The following is a 22,718-nucleotide window of genomic DNA, read 5'->3' as shown; positions in this document are numbered from 1 at the left end:
TAAGTGGCGCTGCTCTTTAACAATCAATCAGACAATCTGTGTGGGCACTCGCAGGACACTTCACTAAAACTATTTAGTGAAAGTCTTGAAGAGTGACAACAGTTAATTCATTACGAAGTAACAGTAAATTCTTTGAGCACGGTTTTCTTCGGAAAACACATCAAACTTTAAATTGAAGAGTTTGATCATGGCTCAGATTGAACGCTGGCGGCAGGCCTAACACATGCAAGTCGGGCGGTAGCACAAAGGAGCTTGCTCCTTGGGTGACGAGCGGCGGACGGGTGAGTAATGTCTGGGAAACTGCCTGATGGAGGGGGATAACTACTGGAAACGGTAGCTAATACCGCATAACGTCGCAAGACCAAAGAGGGGGACCTTAGGGCCTCTTGCCATCGGATGTGCCCAGATGGGATTAGCTAGTAGGTGGGGTAAAGGCTCACCTAGGCGACGATCCCTAGCTGGTCTGAGAGGATGACCAGCCACACTGGAACTGAGACACGGTCCAGACTCCTACGGGAGGCAGCAGTGGGGAATATTGCACAATGGGGGAAACCCTGATGCAGCCATGCCGCGTGTGTGAAGAAGGCCTTCGGGTTGTAAAGCACTTTCAGCGGGGAGGAAGGGGGCAGGCTTAATACGTCTGTTCATTGACGTTACCCGCAGAAGAAGCACCGGCTAACTCCGTGCCAGCAGCCGCGGTAATACGGAGGGTGCAAGCGTTAATCGGAATGACTGGGCGTAAAGCGCACGCAGGCGGTCTGTTAAGTTGGATGTGAAATCCCCGGGCTCAACCTGGGAACTGCATTCAAAACTGACAGGCTGGAGTCTCGTAGAGGGGGGTAGAATTCCAGGTGTAGCGGTGAAATGCGTAGAGATCTGGAGGAATACCGGTGGCGAAGGCGGCCCCCTGGACGAAGACTGACGCTCAGGTGCGAAAGCGTGGGGAGCAAACAGGATTAGATACCCTGGTAGTCCACGCTGTAAACGATGTCGATTTGGAGGTTGTGGTCCTGAACCGTGGCTTCCGGAGCTAACGCGTTAAATCGACCGCCTGGGGAGTACGGCCGCAAGGTTAAAACTCAAATGAATTGACGGGGGCCCGCACAAGCGGTGGAGCATGTGGTTTAATTCGATGCAACGCGAAGAACCTTACCTACTCTTGACATCCAGAGAAGACTGCAGAGATGCGGTTGTGCCTTCGGGAGCTCTGAGACAGGTGCTGCATGGCTGTCGTCAGCTCGTGTTGTGAAATGTTGGGTTAAGTCCCGCAACGAGCGCAACCCTTATCCTTTGTTGCCAGCACTTCGGGTGGGAACTCAGGGGAGACTGCCGGTGATAAACCGGAGGAAGGTGGGGATGACGTCAAGTCATCATGGCCCTTACGAGTAGGGCTACACACGTGCTACAATGGCGTATACAAAGAGAAGCGACCTCGCGAGAGCAAGCGGACCTCATAAAGTACGTCGTAGTCCGGATTGGAGTCTGCAACTCGACTCCATGAAGTCGGAATCGCTAGTAATCGTAGATCAGAATGCTACGGTGAATACGTTCCCGGGCCTTGTACACACCGCCCGTCACACCATGGGAGTGGGTTGCAAAAGAAGTAGGTAGCTTAACCTTCGGGAGGGCGCTTACCACTTTGTGATTCATGACTGGGGTGAAGTCGTAACAAGGTAACCGTAGGGGAACCTGCGGTTGGATCACCTCCTTACCGAGTAGAAGTGCCTGCGTGGTGTCCACACAGATTGTCTGATGAAGTAACGAGCAGTAAAACCTTATAGGCTTGTAGCTCAGGTGGTTAGAGCGCACCCCTGATAAGGGTGAGGTCGGTGGTTCAAGTCCACTCAGGCCTACCAACTCTATTTATCCTTGAAATGTTCGATGGCGGCGCAGCGTGTGTGCAGGGTGCGTGATGTGTTGAACCTTTCGACGGCTAAGCGGGTTGACAAGGTTGATGCATCTATGGGGCTATAGCTCAGCTGGGAGAGCGCCTGCTTTGCACGCAGGAGGTCTGCGGTTCGATCCCGCATAGCTCCACCATTTACGAATGACTTCAGAGTGTACTGGCAACAGTATGCTGCGAAGTATTATGCTCTTTAACAATCCGGAACAAGCTGAAAAATTGAAACGACAGCATGTGAGTGAGAATTCATGTGCTGGTCGAGTCTCTCAATATACCTGCATCCCGAGACACTTTCGGGTTGTGAGGTTAAGCGACTAAGCGTACACGGTGGATGCCTAGGCAGTCAGAGGCGATGAAGGGCGTGCTAATCTGCGAAAAGCGTCGGCAAGGTGATATGAGCCGTTATACCCGACGATACCCGAATGGGGAAACCCAGTGTGACTCGTCACACTATCATTAACTGAATTCATAGGTTAATGAAGCGAACCGGGGGAACTGAAACATCTCAGTACCCCGAGGAAAAGAAATCAACCGAGATTCCCCCAGTAGCGGCGAGCGAACGGGGAGGAGCCCAGAACCTGAATCGGCTTGTGTGTCAGTGGAAGCGTCTGGAAAGTCGCACGATACAGGGTGAGAGTCCCGTACACGAAGGTGCACAGGTCGTGAGTTCGATGAGTAGGGCGGGACACGTGGTATCCTGTCTGAACATGGGGGGACCATCCTCCAAGGCTAAATACTCCTGACTGACCGATAGTGAACCAGTACCGTGAGGGAAAGGCGAAAAGAACCCCGGCGAGGGGAGTGAAAGAGAACCTGAAACCGTGTACGTACAAGCAGTGGGAGCACCTTTAGGGTGTGACTGCGTACCTTTTGTATAATGGGTCAGCGACTTATATTCTGTAGCAAGGTTAACCGCATAGGGGAGCCGCAGGGAAACCGAGTCTTAACTGGGCGTTAAGTTGCAGGGTATAGACCCGAAACCCGGTGATCTAGCCATGGGCAGGTTGAAGGTTGGGTAACACTAACTGGAGGACCGAACCGACTAATGTTGAAAAATTAGCGGATGACTTGTGGCTGGGGGTGAAAGGCCAATCAAACCGGGAGATAGCTGGTTCTCCCCGAAAGCTATTTAGGTAGCGCCTCGTGAAGTCATCTTCGGGGGTAGAGCACTGTTTCGGCTAGGGGGCCATCCCGGCTTACCAACCCGATGCAAACTGCGAATACCGAAGAATGTTATCACGGGAGACACACGGCGGGTGCTAACGTCCGTCGTGAAGAGGGAAACAACCCAGACCGCCAGCTAAGGTCCCCAAGTCATGGTTAAGTGGGAAACGATGTGGGAAGGCCCAGACAGCCAGGATGTTGGCTTAGAAGCAGCCATCATTTAAAGAAAGCGTAATAGCTCACTGGTCGAGTCGGCCTGCGCGGAAGATGTAACGGGGCTAAAACCATGCACCGAAGCTGCGGCAGCGAACGTATCACCCAAGACAACTTTGCGGAGTTGAATGACGATTGACGGAGCGACGCGACGTCAATGCGTCCACAACGTCGAGTTGGCTTAGGGATACGTTCGTTGGGTAGGGGAGCGTTCTGTAAGCCGTTGAAGGTGGACTGTGAGGTCTGCTGGAGGTATCAGAAGTGCGAATGCTGACATAAGTAACGATAATGCGGGTGAAAAACCCGCACGCCGGAAGACCAAGGGTTCCTGTCCAACGTTAATCGGGGCAGGGTGAGTCGACCCCTAAGGCGAGGCTGAAAAGCGTAGTCGATGGGAAACAGGTTAATATTCCTGTACTGGGTGTGACTGCGAAGGGGGGACGGAGAAGGCTATGTCATCCGGGCGACGGTTGTCCCGGTTTAAGCGTGCAGGTGGGTGGACCAGGCAAATCCGGTCTGCTGTGAACACTGAGGCGTGATGACGAGGCACTACGGTGCTGAAGTGACAGATGCCCTGCTTCCAGGAAAAGCCTCTAAGCATCAGGTGACATTCAATCGTACCCCAAACCGACACAGGTGGTCAGGTAGAGAATACTCAGGCGCTTGAGAGAACTCGGGTGAAGGAACTAGGCAAAATGGTGCCGTAACTTCGGGAGAAGGCACGCTCCTGTGGGTGAAGTCCCTTGCGGATGGAGCTGACGGGAGTCGCAGATACCAGCTGGCTGCAACTGTTTAATAAAAACACAGCACTGTGCAAACACGAAAGTGGACGTATACGGTGTGACGCCTGCCCGGTGCCGGAAGGTTAATTGATGGGGTTATCCGTAAGGAGAAGCTCTTGATCGAAGCCCCGGTAAACGGCGGCCGTAACTATAACGGTCCTAAGGTAGCGAAATTCCTTGTCGGGTAAGTTCCGACCTGCACGAATGGCGTAATGATGGCCAGGCTGTCTCCACCCGAGACTCAGTGAAATTGAACTCGCTGTGAAGATGCAGTGTACCCGCGGCAAGACGGAAAGACCCCGTGAACCTTTACTATAGCTTGACACTGAACCTTGAACCTTGATGTGTAGGATAGGTGGGAGGCTGTGAAGTGTGGACGCCAGTCTGCATGGAGCCGACCTTGAAATACCACCCTTTAATGTTTGATGTTCTAACCTGGGCCCGTAATCCGGGCCGGGGACAGTGTCTGGTGGGTAGTTTGACTGGGGCGGTCTCCTCCCAAAGCGTAACGGAGGAGCACGAAGGTTAGCTAATCCTGGTCGGACATCAGGAGGTTAGTGCAAAGGCATAAGCTAGCTTGACTGCGAGAGTGACGGCTCGAGCAGGTGCGAAAGCAGGTCTTAGTGATCCGGTGGTTCTGAATGGAAGGGCCATCGCTCAACGGATAAAAGGTACTCCGGGGATAACAGGCTGATACCGCCCAAGAGTTCATATCGACGGCGGTGTTTGGCACCTCGATGTCGGCTCATCACATCCTGGGGCTGAAGTAGGTCCCAAGGGTATGGCTGTTCGCCATTTAAAGTGGTACGCGAGCTGGGTTTAGAACGTCGTGAGACAGTTCGGTCCCTATCTGCCGTGGGCGTTGGAAGATTGAGGGGGGTTGCTCCTAGTACGAGAGGACCGGAGTGAACGCACCGCTGGTGTTCGGGTTGTCATGCCAATGGCACTGCCCGGTAGCTACGTGCGGAAGAGATAACCGCTGAAAGCATCTAAGCGGGAAACTTGCCCCGAGATGAGTCTTCCCTGGGAACGTGATTCCCCGGAAGGGACGTTCGAGACGAGGACGTTGATAGGCTGGGTGTGTAAGCGTAGTGATACGTTGAGCTAACCAGTACTAATGACCCGAGAGGCTTAACCTTACAACACCGAAGGTGTTTTGGAGAGAGACGGAAAGTCGAGTCAGCTTGTTCGAGGATTGGATGGCGTGGTGTGCGGCAAACAGAGAGCACACGGCGACATAAAGGATGATGACGTTGAAAGACGTTGAAAGAATTTGCCTGGCGGCGATAGCGCGGTGGTCCCACCTGACCCCATGCCGAACTCAGAAGTGAAACGCCGTAGCGCCGATGGTAGTGTGGGGTCTCCCCATGCGAGAGTAGGGAACTGCCAGGCATCAAATAAGGCGAAAGGCTCAGTCGACAGACTGGGCCTTTTGTTTTTTGCTGTTCGTACCCCCGGCGGTATGCTGGGACGGGTGCCGGTCGCGCCTGTCTCTCCTTCTCCTGTTCTCGTTCTTTTCCCCGCTCATCCCCTTTTGCCGGGCTTAGCCTCCTGGCATGAATAGAAGCGCGAAAGCGCGATTCAGTCATCTGCCGGTCGTGCCGCCTTCCGGTACAGCCAGTCACGGATAAATACCGCAATCTGCGGTGGCTGGTTCAGATCCAGACACGGCAGGGAAGAGATTTAAACACAATTCTTCCATGAACCTGGTGTCATAAGATTGATCGGTGCCTGCACGCTGGTGTAGACAGCGATACCAAACTTAACGCTTTCGATTTGCTGATGTTTAGGGCGTAAAAAAGCCCGCGGCATGGAGCGGGCTTAGGAACAAGGCTGGGGATTAATGCAGAATTTGCGCTAGGAAAGTTTGAGTGCGTTCCGATCTCGGCGTCGTGAAGAAAACATCTGGTGGAGCCTGTTCGACGATCTCACCCTGATCCATGAAGATCACCCGGTCTGCTACGGTGCGGGCAAAGCCCATCTCGTGCGTCACACACAGCATGGTCATACCATCTTCGGCCAGTCCCAGCATGGTATCCAGCACCTCTTTTACCATTTCAGGGTCCAGTGCTGATGTTGGCTCGTCAAACAGCATGATCTTGGGTTTCATGCAGAGTGAGCGAGCGATGGCGACACGCTGTTGCTGGCCGCCGGAAAGCTGGCCCGGATATTTATGAGCATGGGCGGCGATGCGTACACGTTCCAGATAATGCATGGCCAGCGCTTCGGCTTCTTTTTTGGGCGTATTACGTACCCAACACGGCGCTAATGTGCAGTTTTGCAGCACGGTCAGATGCGGGAACAGGTTGAAATGCTGGAATACCATGCCCACTTCGGTTCTGATTTTTTCGATATTGCGGCTGTCGTGGTTAAGCTCAATGCCATCTACGGTAATGCGACCTTGTTGATGTTCTTCCAGATGGTTGATACAGCGGATCGTGGTTGATTTGCCGGAGCCTGATGGCCCGCACAACACAATACGTTCACCCTGTTTTACTTGCAGGTTGATATCTTTCAGTACGTGGAACTGCCCATACCACTTATTCACATTTTCCAGCGTGATCATGTAGTCGGAAGAAGATGTTAATGTGTCCTGGTTCATGGATAACCTCAATGGGACTTATGTCCAGTATCAAAACGTTTTTCTAAATGCTGGCTATAGCGCGACATGCTAAAGCAGAAGATCCAATAGATAATGGCAGCAAAGACGTAGCCTTCTGTGGACATGCCGAGCCAGGCCGGATCAACCGTTGCTTGTTGGATACTGCTAAACAGGTCGAACAGGCCGATGATAATCACCAGGCTAGTGTCCTTGAACAGAGCGATAATGGTGTTGACGAGGCCGGGGATCACCATTTTTAGTGCCTGAGGAAGGATCACTAACCCCTGCATACGCCAGTACCCCAGAGCCAGAGACTGCGCTGCTTCATATTGCCCTTTCGGCAGCGCCTGCAAGCCGCCACGTACCACTTCAGCCACGTAGGCTGACTGGAACAGAATGACCCCAACCAGCGCGCGCAGCAATTTGTCGATGTTGGTGCCTTCCGTCAGGAACAAAGGCAGCATCACGGAGGACATGAACAGCACGGTAATAAGCGGTACGCCGCGCCAGAACTCGATGAAAATCACGCATAGCGCACGCAGCAACGGCATGTTGGAACGTCGTCCCAGCGCCAGCAAGATCCCCAACGGCAACGCACCCGCGATGCCGATTGCTGCGATAATGATGGTCAGCGTCAGGCCGCCCCATTGGCGGGTTTCCACACGTGTCAGGCCGCCAAAACCGCCAAATAGCAACCACCAGGCGATCAACGGATAGAGAACGCCCCAAATGGCGATGTAACGGCCACGACGCGGCATGTTGCGCCAGAACATCGGCAGAATACTCAGCAGCGCCAGTACCAGTGCAAAATTGATGCGCCAGAGTTCTTCACGTGGGTAAAGCCCATACATAAATTGCTCGAAGCGAGCATGAATGAAGACCCAGCACGCGCCGTCGCTGGTACAATCTGCACGACTGGAGCCAATCCAGTTAGCCTTGAGAATGGCCCAGTTTAGTAGCGGTGGGATTAAGGTCCACAGCAACCAGAGACAAGCTAAGGTCAGTAGGCTATTGGTGATATTGGAAAACAGGTTCCGTTTCGCCCAGATGATAGCGCTGCTGATGCGTGTCGGATGGGATGGTGTGTGTGTCGTCATGGTCATCCTGTTCCTTTAGCGCTCAATTAAGGCGATTTTCCGGTTATAGATGTTCATCAGTAATGAGATCAGCAGGCTGATAATCAGATAGACCGACATGGTGATGGCAATGGTTTCAATGGCTTGCCCAGTCTGGTTCAGCACCGTACCTGCGAACAGCGATACCATATCCGGATAACCGATGGCGGCAGCCAGCGACGAGTTTTTTACCACGTTCAGATACTGACTGGTCAATGGTGGAATAATTACGCGCAGCGCTTGAGGCAAAATGACTTTGCGTAATGTCACCGGTTTGGGCAGCCCTAATGATAAGGCTGCTTCATGCTGCCCACGAGAGACTGATTGAATACCTGAACGAATGATTTCGGCGATAAACGATGAGGTATACACCGATAATGCCAGCGCCAACGCTGCCAGTTCAGGGATAAGCACCAAACCACCGCTAAAGTTAAAACCTTTGAGAACCGGAAAGTCCCAGTGTAATGCCCGACCAAAGATCAGGTGAGAGACGCCCAGCAAGACAATCAGCATCGTCAGAGGAATAGGCCAGTAACGACGTCGTTGACCGGTTAGTTCATGGTAACGATTGTTGCGACGATGTAAGGCAATGCCATAGCCAATAGAGACGACCAGCACGAGGAACGACGGGAGCGCTCCAGGGCCAAACTCAGCAGCCGGAATATACAGGCCACGGTTGCTAAGGAAAAAGGTATCGAAAGCATTTACTGCCTGACGTGGGCCTGGCAGATTGCGTAATACCGCAAAATACCAAAAGAAAATTTGCAGTAATGGCGGAATATTACGAAACGTTTCGATGTAAATTGTTGAAAGTTTACGCAGCAGCCAGTTATCAGACAGCCGTGCCAGACCGACGATAAACCCCAGTAGTGAGGCGCAGATAATACAAATCGCTGAAACCAGCAACGTATTAAGCAGGCCAATGACAAAGACTCTGGCATAAGAGTCATCCTGATCGTAGTCAATCAGGTGCTGGACAATGCCAAAGCCAGCGCTGTTATTTAAAAAGGCAAAACCTGACGTAATTCCGCGCTGTGAAAGATTGGTGACGGTATTGTGCAGCAGATAAGCGGCGGCAACCACCACGATGACGACAGCAAGGATTTGATACAACCAGGCGCGCACCGCTGGATTAGTCAGTGATAAATCACCTTTCACGGTTGGGCGTTGCAGCATGTTGGAGCCTCGGTAACGGATAAAGCAAGGGCACGTCTGGTTTCCAGCACGTGCCCGGTTTTTCGTCAGGAATCAGCGAACAGCAGGGGCGTACTGAATGCCGCCTTTGTTCCACAGCTCGTTCAGGCCACGTTTGATTTTCAGCTCACTGCCTTGACCTACGTTACGTTCGAACACTTCGCCATAGTTGCCGACTTGTTTAACGATTTTATACGCCCAGTCAGCCGGCAGTTTCAGGTCTTTACCGAAGTTACCCTCTTTGCCCAACAGGTGTGCCATGTCCGGAGTAGTCGGCTTGGCGGTCATCTGGTCAACGTTTTGCGAGGTGATACCCATTTCTTCTGCGTTCAGCATGGCGAACAGCGTCCAGCGAACGATGGCGAACCAATCTTCATCGCCACGGCGTACCACCGGTCCCAGCGGTTCTTTGGAGATTACTTCCGGCAGTACGACGAAGTCTGCCGGTTTACCCAGCTTGATACGCAAGGCGTACAACTGGGACTGGTCGGAAGCCAACGTATCGCAACGACCAGAATCCAGCGCTTTGGCGCTTTCGTCAGAACGGTCAAAAGTTACCGGCGTGTACTTCATGTTGTGGGTCTTGAAGTAGTCGGCCACGTTCAGTTCGGTGTCGGTGCCTGCCTGAATACAAACAGTGGCGCCGTCCAGCTCTTTAGCGCTTTTCAGCCCGGCTTTGTTATGGGCCAGAAAGCCGATACCGTCGTAGTAGGTCACACCAGTGAACAGCAGGCCCATGCTGCCGTCGCGGGAGGAGGTCCAGGTAGTGTTACGGGACAGCAAGTCTACCTCACCAGACTGCAGGGCGGTGAAGCGCTCTTTGGCGGTCAGCGGAGTGAATTTGACCTTATTGGCATCGCCAAAAATGGCAGCAGCGACGCCACGGCAGATGTCAACGTCGATACCGGAGTATTTGCCGTTGGCATCGGCATACGAGAAACCAGGAAGCCCATCACTGATACCACACTGCACGAACCCTTTCTTCTGGATGGCATCAAGGGTTGCGCCTGCATGTGCCTGGTTGATGAAGGCAAACAGTGAAGCGCTGGCAACCAGCGTGGACATAATCACTTTTTTCATAATCATCGTATGTGCCTAATGTAATTGTAGTGTGCTGTTGTTGTGTTTGGCGCAGTCATGCTACGCCTGCTCTGTCTGTCGGTGTTGTGTTGCGCACACAACATGCCGTCTCTGATACAAAGCAAAAATGATGCCAGCTTGTGAGTATGCTTATTGGGGGAGGAAACCAAATCGTATCAGCGCCTGTTAGTGATAAATGTGGGGTATGAAGAGATAAATCGAAGGCATGGAATGCACCAAAATGGCGTAATTGTTATTTATTCGAACCAATTCGGTGCATTGCATGTAAATCAAGGGGATTGACGCGCTGCCATGGCCTCAGAGATAGCAATGATGGGCAGTCAGGCTGTCTTTTTTAGTGCAGAGTGCTTCATGGCGGCGCACAGACACGTGGCCGCGTTGAGTTGAATAGAACAGTAAAGTGGCCCGTAAACCGGGTTACCATCGGTTATTGGCAATGAATGATTAATGTACGATGTGGCGCTGGTAGTATTTTTCCAGCCAGGTCTGCAGCTTGCTCAGTACGGTGCTAAACAGCAGGTAGATGAGCGCGGCCTCGATATAGAGAATCAGCGGTTCGTAGGTGACCGATACAATCCGTTGTGCGGCCAGAAACATTTCAGGCACCGTGATCACGGCAGCCAGCGAGGTATCCTTGACCAGCGAAATAAAGGTGTTAGCCAGCGGCGGCAGTGACACAAATATCGACTGCGGCACGATTACCCAGCGAATGGCTTGCGCACCGCTCATACCGAGCGAATAAGCGGCATTCCACTGGCCTTTGGGTACGGAAAGAATGGCTCCGCGCACGATTTCCGAACTGTATGCGCCGACATTAAGGCTAAAGCCAATCAGTGCTGCCGGGAAGGCATCCAGCGTGATACCGGCGTTGGGCAAACCATAGAAAATCAGAAATAGCTGCACCAATAGCGGTGTGCCGCGAATCACCCACACATAAAAGTCGCAGATTTTTTTGAGCGGTTTGGGACCGTACAGGCGCAGCAACGCGACCAATACGCCGAGCATCAAACCGAGAATAAAGGAAAGAATCGCGAGAGGAACAGTGAATGTTAGTCCAGCGGAAAGCAGACTCCAGAAGGAGTCTGCCATGAGTTGTAGCCATGATGGCATATCTATAATAGCTCCGATATCAATGCATTATTTGGAAACATCTTGTCCAAAGTATCGCACAGAAATCGTCTTATAGGTGCCGTCTGCTTTGATTTGATCCAACGCTTTGTTCAGGGCGTCCACCAGTTGCGGCTGGTTCTTGCGTACCAGAATAGCAGACGGGTCGCCGCTTTCAGCGGTGGCGACCACTTTCACATTGGCGTCAGGTTTGTGTTTTTTGAAATCCAGGAATGACAGGTTATCGTTCAGGGTGGCTTCGGCACGACCGCTCAGTACCAGTTCCAGCGACTGGTTGAAGCCGTCGGTCGGTACGATTTCTGCGCCGTAGCTGGTAGCCAACTTGGAGTAGTTGCTGGTCAGGCTTTGGGCGGATTTGTGGCCTTTCAGATCGTTGAACGATTTGATGCTGGTGTTATCACCACGCACGATCAGTACCGATTTGGAGTCGATATACGGTTTGGAGAAGTCATATTTCGCCTGACGTTCTTTGGTTACGCCCACCTGGTTGATAACCGCGTCATAACGTTTGGCGTCCACACCCGCGATCAGTCCATCCCAGCGACCTTCGACGAATTCCGCTTTTACACCCAGTTTTTCCGCTACCGCACGGCCAACATCCACATCAAAGCCGACCAGCTTGCCGGAAGCATCGTGGTAGGTATAAGGCGCGTAAGTGCCTTCGGTACCGAATTTAATCACACCTGCGGCCTTGATGGCGCTGAGATCGTCCTGAGCCTGAGCCAGTACGCTGGTAACCAGTAAGGCGCCGGTAAGTAATGCTAAGCGAGATTTTTTCATCATTGTTCCTGCCAGATATGAGTGTTGCCGTTTTGAGTCAGAAATTCTGCGAATTTACGTGATGTCATGATATTTGCCAAGTATATAAAGGCATGGCTTATATCTGCTATGAATATAGTGATCGCCGCTATGTTTTACCACTGAAGGCCACGGATTGGCGTTATGGAAAGGCATGATGTACTGTTTTAACAATTGGTGTACGCCCCTCCCCCGGCAAAGCAGCGCACTGATTGAAAAAGTGAAACTGCTACAAACACTTGTGGATAGGATTGCGTAAAAAAGAGGACGGCTTGTGCCGCATAAGCCTAAACTGAGGAATAGGATGAGTGGCATACAAGGATTAGTAAAGTACCCGGTGCACTGCATTGTTCGTTTGGTGACAGCCCTGAACTGGCGGATGAACCTACAACTGATACGGGAAGGGCATAAAACGGCAACCTGTAGTTCATATCACGCGTGACCTGCCCCCAGTATTAGATACAACGATCAGTTAGTAATGTCGGTTTGTTTACCTTCTAATTTTCCATTTCTCCAGCTTGCTGCAAATTCAGACGGCGTCTGGTAATTCAGCGATGAATGAGGTCTGGACTCGTTATAGTCCTGCCGCCAGTCATTAATGATTTTCCGGGCATGAAGAATATCGCTGAACCAGTGTTCATTCAGGCATTCATCCCGAAAGCGACCGTTGAAACTCTCAATAAATCCGTTCTGCGTTGGCTTACCTGGCTGGATAAGTCGCAACTCCACACCATGCTCAAAGGCCCATTGATCGAGCGCGCGGCAGGTAAATTCCGGGCCCTGATCGGTTCTTATTGTCGCCGGATAGCCACGAAAGAGCGCGATGCTGTCCAGAATACGCGTGACCTGAACGCCTGAAATACCGAAAGCAGCAGTGATCGTCAGACATTCTTTCGTGAAATCATCCACACAAGTCAGGCAATTAATCCGGCGGCCGCTGGCAAGTGCATCCATGACAAAATCCATCGACCATGTCAGGTTCGGCGAATCCGGACGAAGAAGCGGAAGCCGCTCAGTCGCCAGACCCTTACGGCGCTGTCTGCGTTTTACGCCCAGGCCATTGAGATGATAGATGCGGTAGACCCGTTTGTGGTTAACGCAAAGGCCTTCACGACGCAGAAGCTGCCAGATACGCCGGTAACCGAAACGTCGGCGTTCCATTGCCAGTTCGGTGATACGTGCAGACAGATACGCATCAGTAGCCGGGCGGTGCGCATCATAACGGCAGGACGACAGGGACAAACCTGTCAGCCTGCAGGCACGCCGTTGCGACAGACCTGTCGCTTTGCACATCACTGTCACGGCTTCCCGCTTCTGGTCTGTCGTCAGTACTTTCGGCCCAAAGCCACCTGTAGTGCCTCTTTATCCAGCATGGCTTCGGCGAGCAGCTTCTTGAGGCGGGCGTTCTCTTCTTCAAGTGACTTAAGCCTTTTTACTTCAGGTACTTCCATGCCACCAAACTTCTTACGCCACGTATAAAACGTGGCGTCGGAGATGGCGTACTTACGGCAAAGTTCGCGGGCGGAAACACCCGCCTCGGCTTCGCGAAGAATATTGATGATCTGTTCGTCGGAAAAACGCTTCTTCATGGGGTTGTCCTCATGTTGCTGATGAAGACATTACTAACATCGTCGTGTGTTAATCAATGGGGAGCAGGTCAGCTATCCGATATAAAACGAATGCTGCGTGATAGATCCCATTCATAGTTCTGAGGCCGGTTCTTAGTGGTGAGGGGAAGCGCTCGCTATCCTTATTTAAGACAATTTCATCACTCGTCATTATTGAATGGTCCAACCCCTCTTACTCTATCCCGAAATTGGCAGCAGCCTTGCCCCTGTCATACAGATAAGACGTAACAAGCAGTTGACTAATGAAACAGATAGCAAGAGAGGACCGTTGGCCCTTGTGTATTAAATGGTATAGAGGAGGATTGGTTCCGCAACGAAACCAACGATATGATTCAATTTTGCTTTAACAGGGAGAGCAGGAAAGATGCTCAGTCCGGCAAGTGTGGATTAAATGTGGGGTCGAAACGAAAAAAGCACTTCCATAAAATAGAAGTGCTTTTGTTTTCAATAAATTAGTAATTATGGCTTAGTTCATACCATATTTTTTCAGTTTCTTACGCAGCGTGCCGCGGTTGATGCCCATCATCAGGGCGGCGCGGGTCTGGTTGCCGCGGGTGTACTGCATCACCATGTCCAACAGCGGCTGTTCTACTTCAGCCAGTACCAGCTCATACAGGTCATTCACGTCCTGACCATTCAGTTGAGCGAAATAGTTCTTCAGTGCCTGTTTAACCGAGTCGCGCAGGGGTTTTTGGGTTACCTGAGCCTGAGAGTTTACAGTGGAAACGGTCAGTACGTCAGAATTCACGCGTTGTTCGAACATAGTTCTGTCAGCTCTTTTTCTGTTTACGCAAGATTTTCAAAATATGCCTTCAACGCCTCCAGCTGTTCGCTGGCGTCCTCTATGGCGTTGAATGTGCGCCTAAACTGGTCGTTTGGGGCATGTTCCTGGAGATACCAGGACACGTGCTTACGCGCTATACGAAATCCCTTGCCTGGACCGTAAAAGTCGTGCAATTCCCGTATATGCCCGATCAACAAGTGCTTGACCTCTGCCAGTGGCAGGGGCGGCAGCAACTCCCCTGTGTCCAGATAATGCTGGATTTCCCGAAAGATCCAAGGTCTTCCCTGAGCGGCTCGTCCTATCATCAGGGCGTCTGCCCCGGTGTAATCAAGAACCGCTCTGGCTTTGCGCGGGTCAGTAATGTCGCCATTCGCAATAATGGGAATGGAAACACTCTGCTTAACTGTCCGAATGCTGTCGTATTCCGCTGCGCCATTGAACAGGCACGCACGCGTGCGTCCATGGACGGTCAGCGCCTGAATACCACAATCTTCAGCCAATTTGGCAATTTCTACACAGTTACGGTGCTCTGGCGCCCAGCCGGTACGGATTTTCAGCGTGACCGGTACATCAACGGCGTTCACCACCGCAGTCAGGATCTGTTTGACCAACGCCGGATACTGCAACAGCGCTGAACCGGCCATCTTGCGGTTGACCTTCTTGGCCGGACATCCCATGTTGATGTCGATGACCTGCGCACCGTTTTCAGCGTTGATTCTGGCCGCGTCCGCCATCTCGTGTGGATCGCCGCCGGCTATCTGTACCGCTCGAATACCTGGCTCATCGCTATGTACCATACGCAGCCGAGACTTGTCCGAACGCCACACTTCCGGATTGGAAGAGAGCATCTCGGAGACCGTCATTCCAGCGCCCATCGCGTGACAGAGCGCCCGAAACGGGCGATCACTTACGCCTGCCATCGGGGCAGCAATCAAACGATTGGGAAGCTGAAATTGTCCAATGCGCATAGACAAAGAGTGACCATACTGTGCCTGCAAGGGCGCGTATATTACGCATTTTTTACGCGATAGGAAAGGCCAAACTTTGAGCAATTGAACGGAACAGATCAATGAAATGCTGCATTGCTTTTGCAATGATTTTATTTTTCCTTTATTTACATGATGTTATGTTTTTATTGCTGATTTTATGAACATGGCGGGGAAATTAAACATCTGCCTGAATATGCTGTTTCATCGCATAGAAATAGTGATTGATGGCAATGACAGTACGTTTGTCCAACGAAATATCCATATGAGATACCTGCCGAAACCGTGATGTTCCGGCAGGTGAAAGTAACAGGTCAGACTGGTTTGCGGATGCCGGTAATGCGGCACCACTCTTCCTTCTCCGCTACCGGGTCGAGCTGGAATTGCGCTTCATAGGCTTGTGCCACACTCTGTGCCTGTGAGGCCAGAATACCGGACAGGCCGAGATGGCCGCCAGCCTTCGGTAGCACGCTGATAAGCGGCGCCAGTTCGCGCAGCGGACCAGCCAGAATGTTGGCGACCACCACATCAGCAGACAAGTCTTTGGGCTGATCCTTCGGCAGGAACAGTTCCAGACGTTCAGATACGCCGTTACGTTGCGCGTTGTCGCGGCTGGCCTGAATGGCTTGTGGGTCGATATCGATACCGATAGCGTGGGCAGCACCGAGTTTCAGCGCGGCAATCGCCAGAATGCCGGAGCCGCAGCCGAAATCGATGACGGTTTTGCCGTTTAGGTTCAGCCCGTCCAGCCATTGCAGGCACAGCGAAGTGGTGGGGTGGGTGCCGGTGCCAAACGCCAGACCGGGGTCAAGCATCACGTTAACTGCGTTTGGGTCCGGCACATCACGCCAGCTTGGGCAAATCCACAGTCGGTTGCCGAATTGCATCGGATGGAAGTTTTCCATCCATTCCCGCTCCCAGTCCTTATCTTCCAGTTGCTCGATTTTGTGCTGGAAACCGGTGCCGAGCAGCGGTTCGTGTTCCAACATGGCAACCACCTCAACCATATCGGTTTCGGCGTCGTACAGGCCGATGACATCGGTATCGCCCCACAGGCGGGTTTCACCCGGCAGGGGTTCAAACACCGGCGTGTCATGGGTGTCCTGAAACGTAACCGAGACGGCGCCGCTTTCAGACAGTGCGTCGCCTAATTGCTCCGCGTGTGCACCGGATGTATTGATTTTTAATTGAATCCACGGCATAGCAGCCTCTGACCTTAAAGTGATGAAGATGCGGCAACCGCAGGCGTGGGCTGGCGACCCATACGGTTACCGAGAATAAACGCCATCAGGCTTAATAGCAGCGATGGCACAATCGGATGAAAACCGGCCAGCTGGATGTTGAAGCTGGCGAGCAGTGTATAGCTAATGGCACCGCCGAACATCGAACTCAGTGCGCCAGCGGCGTTGGCGCGTTCCCAGTAGAGGCCCAGCACCAATGGCCACAGGAACACCGCTTCCAGCCCGCCAAACGCCAGCAGATTCAACCAGATGATCATTTCAGGTGGCCGCCATGATGCCAGCAATACCAGCAAGCCGAGTAGCAGGGTGGTGAAACTGGACAGATGGCGGATATAGCGCTCGTTGTTGATTTTTTGAGGATAGACGCTCAGGTAGAGATCTTTCACGATCGTTGCGGAAGCCTGGAGCAAATGCGCATTAATGTTCGACATGATGGCGGCGGTCGGCGCAGCGAGGAAGATCCCGGCGGCCAGCGGTGGCAGCACGGTGAGCATCAGTTCCGGCAACACCTGATCCGGAATAGTCAGGTTCGGCAGAATAGCGCGCCCCAATGCGCCAGCCAGATGCATACCCAGCATCAGCACGCTGATGACAATCGTCCCGATCATGATGCCACGGTGCAGCGCCTTGCTGTCACGGTAAGAAATGCAGCGCACGGCGGTATTGGGCAGGCCGATCACGCCGAAACATACCAACACCCAGAATGACGTCATGAACGGTGCGGACAGGATCTGATTGCTGCCGTGCGGATCGACCAGCGCCGGGTTGATCTGCGCCAGTTTGCCGACGGCAGCGGGTAATCCGCCGGCAGTGTAGATCACGCCAGACAGTAGCAATAGTGTACCTACCAGCATCACGATACCCTGCAGAGCATCGTTGAGCACACTGGCGCGAAAGCCGCCGAACGCGGTGTAGAGCAGGATGGTAATGCCGAAAATCAACAGCCCGACGTTATAGGGCACGTGGGCTACCGTCTCCAGCAGTCGAGCGCCGCCGATGAATTGCACCGCCATCGCGCCGATAAACGCCACCAGCAGGCTCAGGCTGGCAAACCAGACCAGCAGGCGGCTGCCGTAACGGGCATAGAGCATGTCATTAAGGGTGATAGCGTTGTAGCGGCGGGCCAGAATCGCAAATTTCTTACCGAGAATGCTCAGCGACAACAGCATGGTCGGTACCTGAATCATCGATAACAGTACCCAGCCCAGCCCGTATTTGTAGGCCGCGCCGGGACCGCCAATAAACGAGCTGGCGCTGACATAGGTGCCTATCAGCGTCATCGCCAGCACGAAACCGCCCATCGAGCGATTGCCGATAAAGTATTCGGTGAGAAAATTACCTTGTTGGCGACGCCGCCAGGCATAGACCGACAGACCAAACACCAGTAACAGATAAGCAATCAGCGGCAGGATGACATCACTCTGCATCGTGATTCTCCAGTGAAATATCGCGGAAGATGACGCGTACCATCAGCCAGCACAGACCGATGAACAACAGCGGCAGCGCCAGACAAGCCAGTTCGAACCAGTGCGGCAAGCCGGTCGGGCCAGGGCGGTTGTCGGGCAAATAGGCAAAAAGTACCCAGGCTAGCAGATAGGCCAGCGTCAGTATCAGTGACCAGCGGGCTTCGCGGTGGGCCTGAAGAAAGCGTTTATCCATGATTTCCCCTTAAGTCCTGCAGGAATTCGAGCGCATGTGTATGGATGACACAAAACAGGGGATTTTACGGCATGTCAGCCAATTGCCCAGCGAAAAATTGGTGTAGTGGTGCAGAACGCGGTGAGTTGTGGGTAAACAAAAACGGGCCGACGCAGGCCGACCCGTTTTATCCGTGCAGAGAATTACTGCAGACCGAGTTTCTTCTCCAGATAGTGGATGTTGGTGCCACCATGCTGGAAGTTTTCGTCGGACATGATGCGCATCTGCAATTCCACATTGGTCTTGATGCCATCAATGATCAGCTCAGCCAGCGCATTCTTCATACGGGAAATGGCGATATCGCGGCTTTCACCGTACGTGATCAGTTTGCCGATCATCGAATCGTAATGCGGCGGTACGGTGTAACCGGCGTAAATATGCGATTCCCAACGTACGCCAAAACCGCCCGGTGCGTGGAAACGGGTGATTTTACCCGGACTCGGCATAAAGGTATTCGGGTCTTCGGCGTTGATACGGCATTCCACCGCGTGACCACGTACTTTCACTTCTTCCTGCTTGATGGACAGCGGCTGACCCGCAGCAATGCGCAACTGTTCTTTGATCAGGTCCACACCGGTGATCATTTCGGTTACCGGGTGTTCGACCTGAATACGGGTGTTCATTTCGATGAAATAGAACTCGCCGTTCTCAAACAGGAATTCGAAGGTACCGGCGCCGCGGTAGTTGATGTCCACACACGCCTTGGCGCAGCGTTCGCCGATATAGCGACGCAGATCGGCGGTAATGCCCGGCGCTGGCGCCTCTTCGACCACTTTCTGGTGACGGCGCTGCATGGAACAGTCACGCTCCGCCAGATAGATGGCGTTGCCCTGGCCGTCGGCCAGTACCTGGATTTCCACGTGACGCGGATTTTCCAGGAATTTTTCCATGTAGACCATGTCGTTGTTGAACGCCGCTTTGGCTTCCGCACGGGTCATAGCGATGGATTGCTCCAGATCTTTTTCGCTACGCACGACGCGCATACCGCGACCGCCGCCGCCGCCAGAGGCTTTGATAATGACCGGATAGCCAATGCGCTTGCCGATAGCGCGATTCTTATCCATGTCGTCGCCCAACGGGCCGTCAGAACCCGGTACGCAGGGAACGCCAGCTTTCTTCATCGCGCTGATAGCAGACACTTTGTCGCCCATCAGGCGGATAGTGTCGGCACGCGGACCGATGAAAATGAAACCGGAACGCTCAACCTGCTCAGCGAAATCGGCATTTTCAGACAGGAAACCGTAACCGGGGTGGATAGCCACCGCACCGGTGATTTCCGCCGCCGCAATGATAGCTGGAATATTCAGGTAGCTTTTCGGCGACGGAGCCGGGCCGATACACACGGTTTCGTCCGCCAGCAATACGTGTTTCAGATCGCGGTCCGCCGTGGAATGCACCGCGACAGTTTTGATGCCTAGCTCTTTACAGGCACGCAAAATGCGCAACGCAATCTCACCACGGTTGGCGATGACAATTTTATCTAGCATGGTAAGCCTCGTTATTCGATGACAACCAGTGGCTCGTCAAACTCGACCGGCTGGCCGCTTTCAACCAGAATGGCTTTCACCACGCCCGCTTTGTCCGCTTCGATCTGGTTCATCATTTTCATAGCTTCAACGATGCACAGGGTATCACCTACTTTCACCTGCTGGCCGACTTCCACGAAGGGTTTCGCGTCCGGACTTGGCGTGCGGTAGAAGGTGCCGACCATCGGCGAACGTACCATGTGGCCGCTGATGGCTGCCGGTGCGGCGGCTTCTGCTGCGGCTGGCGCGGCTGCCGGAGCGGCGGCTGGTGCGAACTGCTGCGGCATCGGCGCGTAGGCTTGTTGCATCATCGGGTAGCTGCCCGGTGCCGGTGCTCGGCTGATACGCACGGACTCTTCGCCTTCGGAGATTTCCAGTTCGGCGATGCCAGATTCTTCAACCAGTTCGATCAGTTTCTTGATTTTACGAATATCCATGAATGTGGTTCCGTACTCTTGTTAATTGGAAACGGTTAGTTGGATGTTGACAGGCGTTTTACTGCCGTCTGTAAACCATAATGGTATCCATCTGCGCCCAGGCCGCAGATCACCCCAGCCGATACATCTGACAAGTAGGAGTGGTGGCGGAAGGGTTCACGTGCGTACACGTTGGTCAGGTGGATTTCGATAAACGGGATGGCGACCGCCAGCAGGGCATCCCGCAGCGCCACACTGGTGTGGGTAAATGCTGCCGGGTTAATCAGAATGAAATCGGTGTTTCCTCTGGCCTGATGGATACGGTCAATCAGCTCATGTTCCGCATTCGACTGCAGGTGGGAAAGACGCACGTTCAGCGCTGCCGCATTCTGCTCCAGTCGGCTTACTATCTCCGCCAGTGTCACATGACCGTATTTATCCGGCTCACGTGTTCCCAGCAGATTCAGGTTTGGACCGTTAAGGAGCAAAATGTGAAACTTGTCTGCCATTGTGCTGCTATCTCCCTCGATTGGCTCAGTGGCGCACAACATAACGCGAAGCTATCCGTTTGTCACCCTCTGCGGAGTGAAAATATCCGTTTTCATTCGCAGGGTTTTAACATTATAGCCATATCGTAGCCGTTGGCAGCAAAATACTGGTCTTATCTGCGGAGTTACCCACGGCGTTATTGACAAAATTTTACGAAATAGCGCTGAAAATACCGTCGGATTCGCGCTGATATTGCCGATTAATGACGCCATCGACGCAGTTTCTTGTAGCGAAAAAGCAGCAAAATGACGGCAACGGAAACGTACATGATCGGCAATGGTGACAGCGATTTTACTGACCAGAGATAATGAACCGGGGCTAAGATCGCGGCCAGATAAATGAGATTGTGCAGCTTTTGCCAGCCTGATCCCAATTTTCGCTGTGCTGACTGGGTGGAGGTTAGCGTCAATACCAGCAGTATCAGCCAGCTTGCCATGCCGAGCGTCAGGTAGGGGCGCAGAAGCACTTCTTTTCCCAGCAAATCGAGGTGATTAACCCCCAACTCCAGCAGTGCATAACTGAGCAGATGCAGGCTGGCCCAGGCAAAACACCACAGCCCCAGCAGACGGCGACAGCGAATCAACAGCGGTTGTTTACCGTAGCGCGCCAGCGGCGTCACCATCAGCGTCGCCAGTAACCATTTCAGCGCCATTGTGCCGGTAAAATGCTGGATATCTTTTGCCGGATCGGCGCTGAACGCGCCCTGATTAACGGCGAACACCAGCCAGAGTAGCGGCAGGAACGCCGCCAGATGGAGCACCGCTTTCAGGGCCGTGATGTGTCGGGAGGCTAGACGCATATCGTCGCTTTCCTGTTGATGGAAAAAAAACCAGAGCCGTTATCATGGGATACCTGACTTTTCTCAGAAGTTTGCCCGTAAATCTAACCCCTGATACAGCGAGGCAACCTGATCGGCATAGCCGTTGAACAGTAGCGTGGGCTGGCGTTGAACGTCCAACAATCCGCCAGCACCGATGACCCGTTCGCTGGCCTGCGACCAGCGAGGATGATCGACATTCGGGTTAACGTTGGCGTAAAACCCGTACTCGTTGGGTGCGGCCAGATTCCAGGTTGAAGGGGGTTGTTGCTGCGTCAGGCGGATATGCACGATGGATTTGATGTTCTTGAAGCCGTATTTCCATGGTGTAACCAGCCGTATCGGCGCGCCGTTTTGCGGCGGCAAGGTCTTGCCGTATACGCCGACCGCCAGCAAGGTTAACGGGTGCATGGCTTCGTCCAGACGCAACCCCTCGACATAGGGGTAGTCGAGACCACCCCCCATAAAGCTGTCTTTTTGACCGGGCATTTGCGCCGGGTCATAGAGCGTTTGGAACGCAACATAACGGGCGTTACTGGTGGGTTCGGCCAGTTTTATCAATTGCGATAATTCGAATCCAACCCATGGGATCACCATCGACCAGGCTTCGACGCAGCGAAAACGGTAGATGCGCTCTTCCAGTGCAAAACGGCGGCGAATATCGTCGATGTCCAGCGTTATAGGTTTGGCGACTTCGCCGTCAATCCGTACTTTCCAACTCTCGGTCTTAAGCCCTCCTGCGTTGGCGGCAGGGTCTGCTTTGTCCAGCCCAAACTCGTAGAAATTGTTGTAGCCGGTGACCTTGTCTTCCGGCGTTAACGCCAGTTCCGGATGCCACTGCGGCGGCTGGTTGAAGGTCAGGGGTTTGCCGGGCGGCGCGGCAGGCGCCGGTTTTCCCTTAAACCAGTTGAGGAGATCAGCGTGTGCGCCACAAGGCAGGCTTAGCGTGGCGGCAGTAAGGCCCAGCGCCTTGAGAACGGTACGGCGCTGGTGGAACAGTGATTCCGGCGTCACATCGGCGTCGGTCAGTTTGCGATGTCTGGACATGGTGAACTCCCACTTTTGATTATTGA

At 53.1% G+C, this 22,718-nt stretch carries 16 protein-coding genes, 2 tRNA genes, 3 rRNA genes and 2 pseudogenes; 5 read left to right on the top strand and 18 right to left on the bottom strand.

The features are described 5' to 3' along the window. The first annotated feature begins 169 nt into the window (after nucleotides 1-169). The 5 genes from Dpoa569_RS18450 to rrf all read left to right on the top strand — a co-directional run bounded on the left by Dpoa569_RS18450 (nucleotide 170) and on the right by rrf (nucleotide 5,454). Nucleotides 170-1,711 (top strand): 16S ribosomal RNA (locus tag Dpoa569_RS18450). Nucleotides 1,712-1,779: 68 nt separating this feature from the next. Further along, nucleotides 1,780-1,856 (top strand) — tRNA-Ile (locus Dpoa569_RS18445). A gap of 108 nt (nucleotides 1,857-1,964) precedes the next feature. Beyond that, nucleotides 1,965-2,040: transfer RNA gene (locus Dpoa569_RS18440), tRNA-Ala, on the top strand. Nucleotides 2,041-2,207: 167 nt separating this feature from the next. Further along, a 23S ribosomal RNA gene (locus Dpoa569_RS18435) occupies nucleotides 2,208-5,201 on the top strand. A 137-nt stretch (nucleotides 5,202-5,338) separates the two neighbouring features. Further along, a 5S ribosomal RNA gene (gene rrf / locus Dpoa569_RS18430) occupies nucleotides 5,339-5,454 on the top strand. The 16S, 23S and 5S rRNA genes sit together here with 2 tRNA genes alongside, the layout of an rRNA operon. 448 nt (nucleotides 5,455-5,902) lie before the next feature. On the opposite strand, the gene Dpoa569_RS18425 is transcribed toward rrf, so the two are convergent. The 18 genes and pseudogenes from Dpoa569_RS18425 to msrP all read right to left on the bottom strand — a co-directional run bounded on the left by Dpoa569_RS18425 (nucleotide 5,903) and on the right by msrP (nucleotide 22,692). Further along, complete coding sequence (locus Dpoa569_RS18425) at nucleotides 5,903-6,664, bottom strand: amino acid ABC transporter ATP-binding protein (RefSeq protein ID WP_042867866.1); 762 nt, start codon at nucleotides 6,662-6,664, stop codon at nucleotides 5,903-5,905. 8 nt (nucleotides 6,665-6,672) lie between these two features. Then, the gene (locus Dpoa569_RS18420) at nucleotides 6,673-7,761 is read right to left on the bottom strand and encodes an amino acid ABC transporter permease (RefSeq protein ID WP_042873717.1); all 1,089 of its coding nucleotides are present in this window, start codon (nucleotides 7,759-7,761) and stop codon (nucleotides 6,673-6,675) included. Between the two features lie 15 nt (nucleotides 7,762-7,776). Beyond that, a pseudogene (locus Dpoa569_RS19855) lies at nucleotides 7,777-8,334 on the bottom strand (ABC transporter permease subunit); the annotation flags it as partial. Nucleotides 8,335-8,405: 71 nt separating this feature from the next. Continuing rightward, a pseudogene (locus Dpoa569_RS19850) lies at nucleotides 8,406-8,955 on the bottom strand (ABC transporter permease subunit); the annotation flags it as partial. Nucleotides 8,956-9,027: 72 nt separating this feature from the next. Beyond that, nucleotides 9,028-10,053, bottom strand: coding sequence for an amino acid ABC transporter substrate-binding protein (locus tag Dpoa569_RS18410; protein ID WP_146411736.1), 1,026 nt, complete (start codon nucleotides 10,051-10,053; stop codon nucleotides 9,028-9,030). A 465-nt stretch (nucleotides 10,054-10,518) separates the two neighbouring features. Continuing rightward, nucleotides 10,519-11,184, bottom strand: a complete 666-nt coding sequence (locus Dpoa569_RS18405; protein ID WP_042867870.1) for an amino acid ABC transporter permease — start codon at nucleotides 11,182-11,184, stop codon at nucleotides 10,519-10,521. A 27-nt stretch (nucleotides 11,185-11,211) separates the two neighbouring features. Next, nucleotides 11,212-11,982 (bottom strand): amino acid ABC transporter substrate-binding protein, encoded by a 771-nt coding sequence (locus Dpoa569_RS18400; RefSeq protein ID WP_042867872.1) that lies wholly within the window; start codon nucleotides 11,980-11,982, stop codon nucleotides 11,212-11,214. Between the two features lie 486 nt (nucleotides 11,983-12,468). Beyond that, nucleotides 12,469-13,589 (bottom strand): IS3 family transposase gene (locus Dpoa569_RS18395; RefSeq protein ID WP_146411635.1). Its coding sequence is split into 2 segments (ribosomal slippage): nucleotides 12,469-13,331 and nucleotides 13,331-13,589, totalling 1,122 coding nucleotides; the frame shifts between segments, so codons are not numbered across the junction. 505 nt (nucleotides 13,590-14,094) lie between these two features. Beyond that, nucleotides 14,095-14,391 (bottom strand): DNA-binding transcriptional regulator Fis, encoded by a 297-nt coding sequence (gene fis, locus Dpoa569_RS18385; protein WP_012883002.1) that lies wholly within the window; start codon nucleotides 14,389-14,391, stop codon nucleotides 14,095-14,097. 23 nt (nucleotides 14,392-14,414) lie between these two features. After that, nucleotides 14,415-15,380 (bottom strand): tRNA dihydrouridine synthase DusB, encoded by a 966-nt coding sequence (dusB, locus tag Dpoa569_RS18380; RefSeq protein ID WP_042867876.1) that lies wholly within the window; start codon nucleotides 15,378-15,380, stop codon nucleotides 14,415-14,417. Nucleotides 15,381-15,712: 332 nt separating this feature from the next. After that, nucleotides 15,713-16,600 (bottom strand): 50S ribosomal protein L11 methyltransferase, encoded by an 888-nt coding sequence (prmA, locus tag Dpoa569_RS18375; RefSeq protein WP_042867877.1) that lies wholly within the window; start codon nucleotides 16,598-16,600, stop codon nucleotides 15,713-15,715. Nucleotides 16,601-16,614: 14 nt separating this feature from the next. Continuing rightward, a complete protein-coding gene (gene panF, locus Dpoa569_RS18370; protein ID WP_042867878.1) occupies nucleotides 16,615-18,066 on the bottom strand; it encodes a sodium/pantothenate symporter in 1,452 nt (483 codons plus the stop codon). Then, nucleotides 18,056-18,298, bottom strand: coding sequence for a YhdT family protein (locus Dpoa569_RS18365; RefSeq protein WP_042867881.1), 243 nt, complete (start codon nucleotides 18,296-18,298; stop codon nucleotides 18,056-18,058). Before Dpoa569_RS18365 ends, panF begins: the two co-directional genes overlap by 11 nt. A gap of 182 nt (nucleotides 18,299-18,480) precedes the next feature. Next, a complete protein-coding gene (gene accC / locus Dpoa569_RS18360; RefSeq protein WP_042867883.1) occupies nucleotides 18,481-19,824 on the bottom strand; it encodes an acetyl-CoA carboxylase biotin carboxylase subunit in 1,344 nt (447 codons plus the stop codon). Nucleotides 19,825-19,835: 11 nt separating this feature from the next. Beyond that, on the bottom strand, nucleotides 19,836-20,300 hold the full coding sequence (gene accB, locus Dpoa569_RS18355) for an acetyl-CoA carboxylase biotin carboxyl carrier protein (RefSeq protein ID WP_042867885.1): 465 nt from the start codon (nucleotides 20,298-20,300) through the stop codon (nucleotides 19,836-19,838). Nucleotides 20,301-20,335: 35 nt separating this feature from the next. Beyond that, nucleotides 20,336-20,788, bottom strand: a complete 453-nt coding sequence (gene aroQ, locus Dpoa569_RS18350; protein WP_042867887.1) for a type II 3-dehydroquinate dehydratase — start codon at nucleotides 20,786-20,788, stop codon at nucleotides 20,336-20,338. A gap of 239 nt (nucleotides 20,789-21,027) precedes the next feature. Next, nucleotides 21,028-21,627: a protein-methionine-sulfoxide reductase heme-binding subunit MsrQ gene (gene msrQ, locus Dpoa569_RS18345; protein ID WP_042867889.1), complete on the bottom strand. Its 600-nt coding sequence runs from the start codon at nucleotides 21,625-21,627 to the stop codon at nucleotides 21,028-21,030. 63 nt (nucleotides 21,628-21,690) lie between these two features. Continuing rightward, the gene (gene msrP, locus Dpoa569_RS18340) at nucleotides 21,691-22,692 is read right to left on the bottom strand and encodes a protein-methionine-sulfoxide reductase catalytic subunit MsrP (RefSeq protein WP_042867891.1); all 1,002 of its coding nucleotides are present in this window, start codon (nucleotides 22,690-22,692) and stop codon (nucleotides 21,691-21,693) included. Between the last annotated feature and the right edge of the window lie 26 nt (nucleotides 22,693-22,718).

The organism is Dickeya poaceiphila, assembly GCF_007858975.2.
Lineage (GTDB): Bacteria > Pseudomonadota > Gammaproteobacteria > Enterobacterales > Enterobacteriaceae > Dickeya > Dickeya poaceiphila.
Note: the sequence above shows the minus strand (reverse complement) of the source record. Positions and strands in the feature narration are given on the sequence as shown.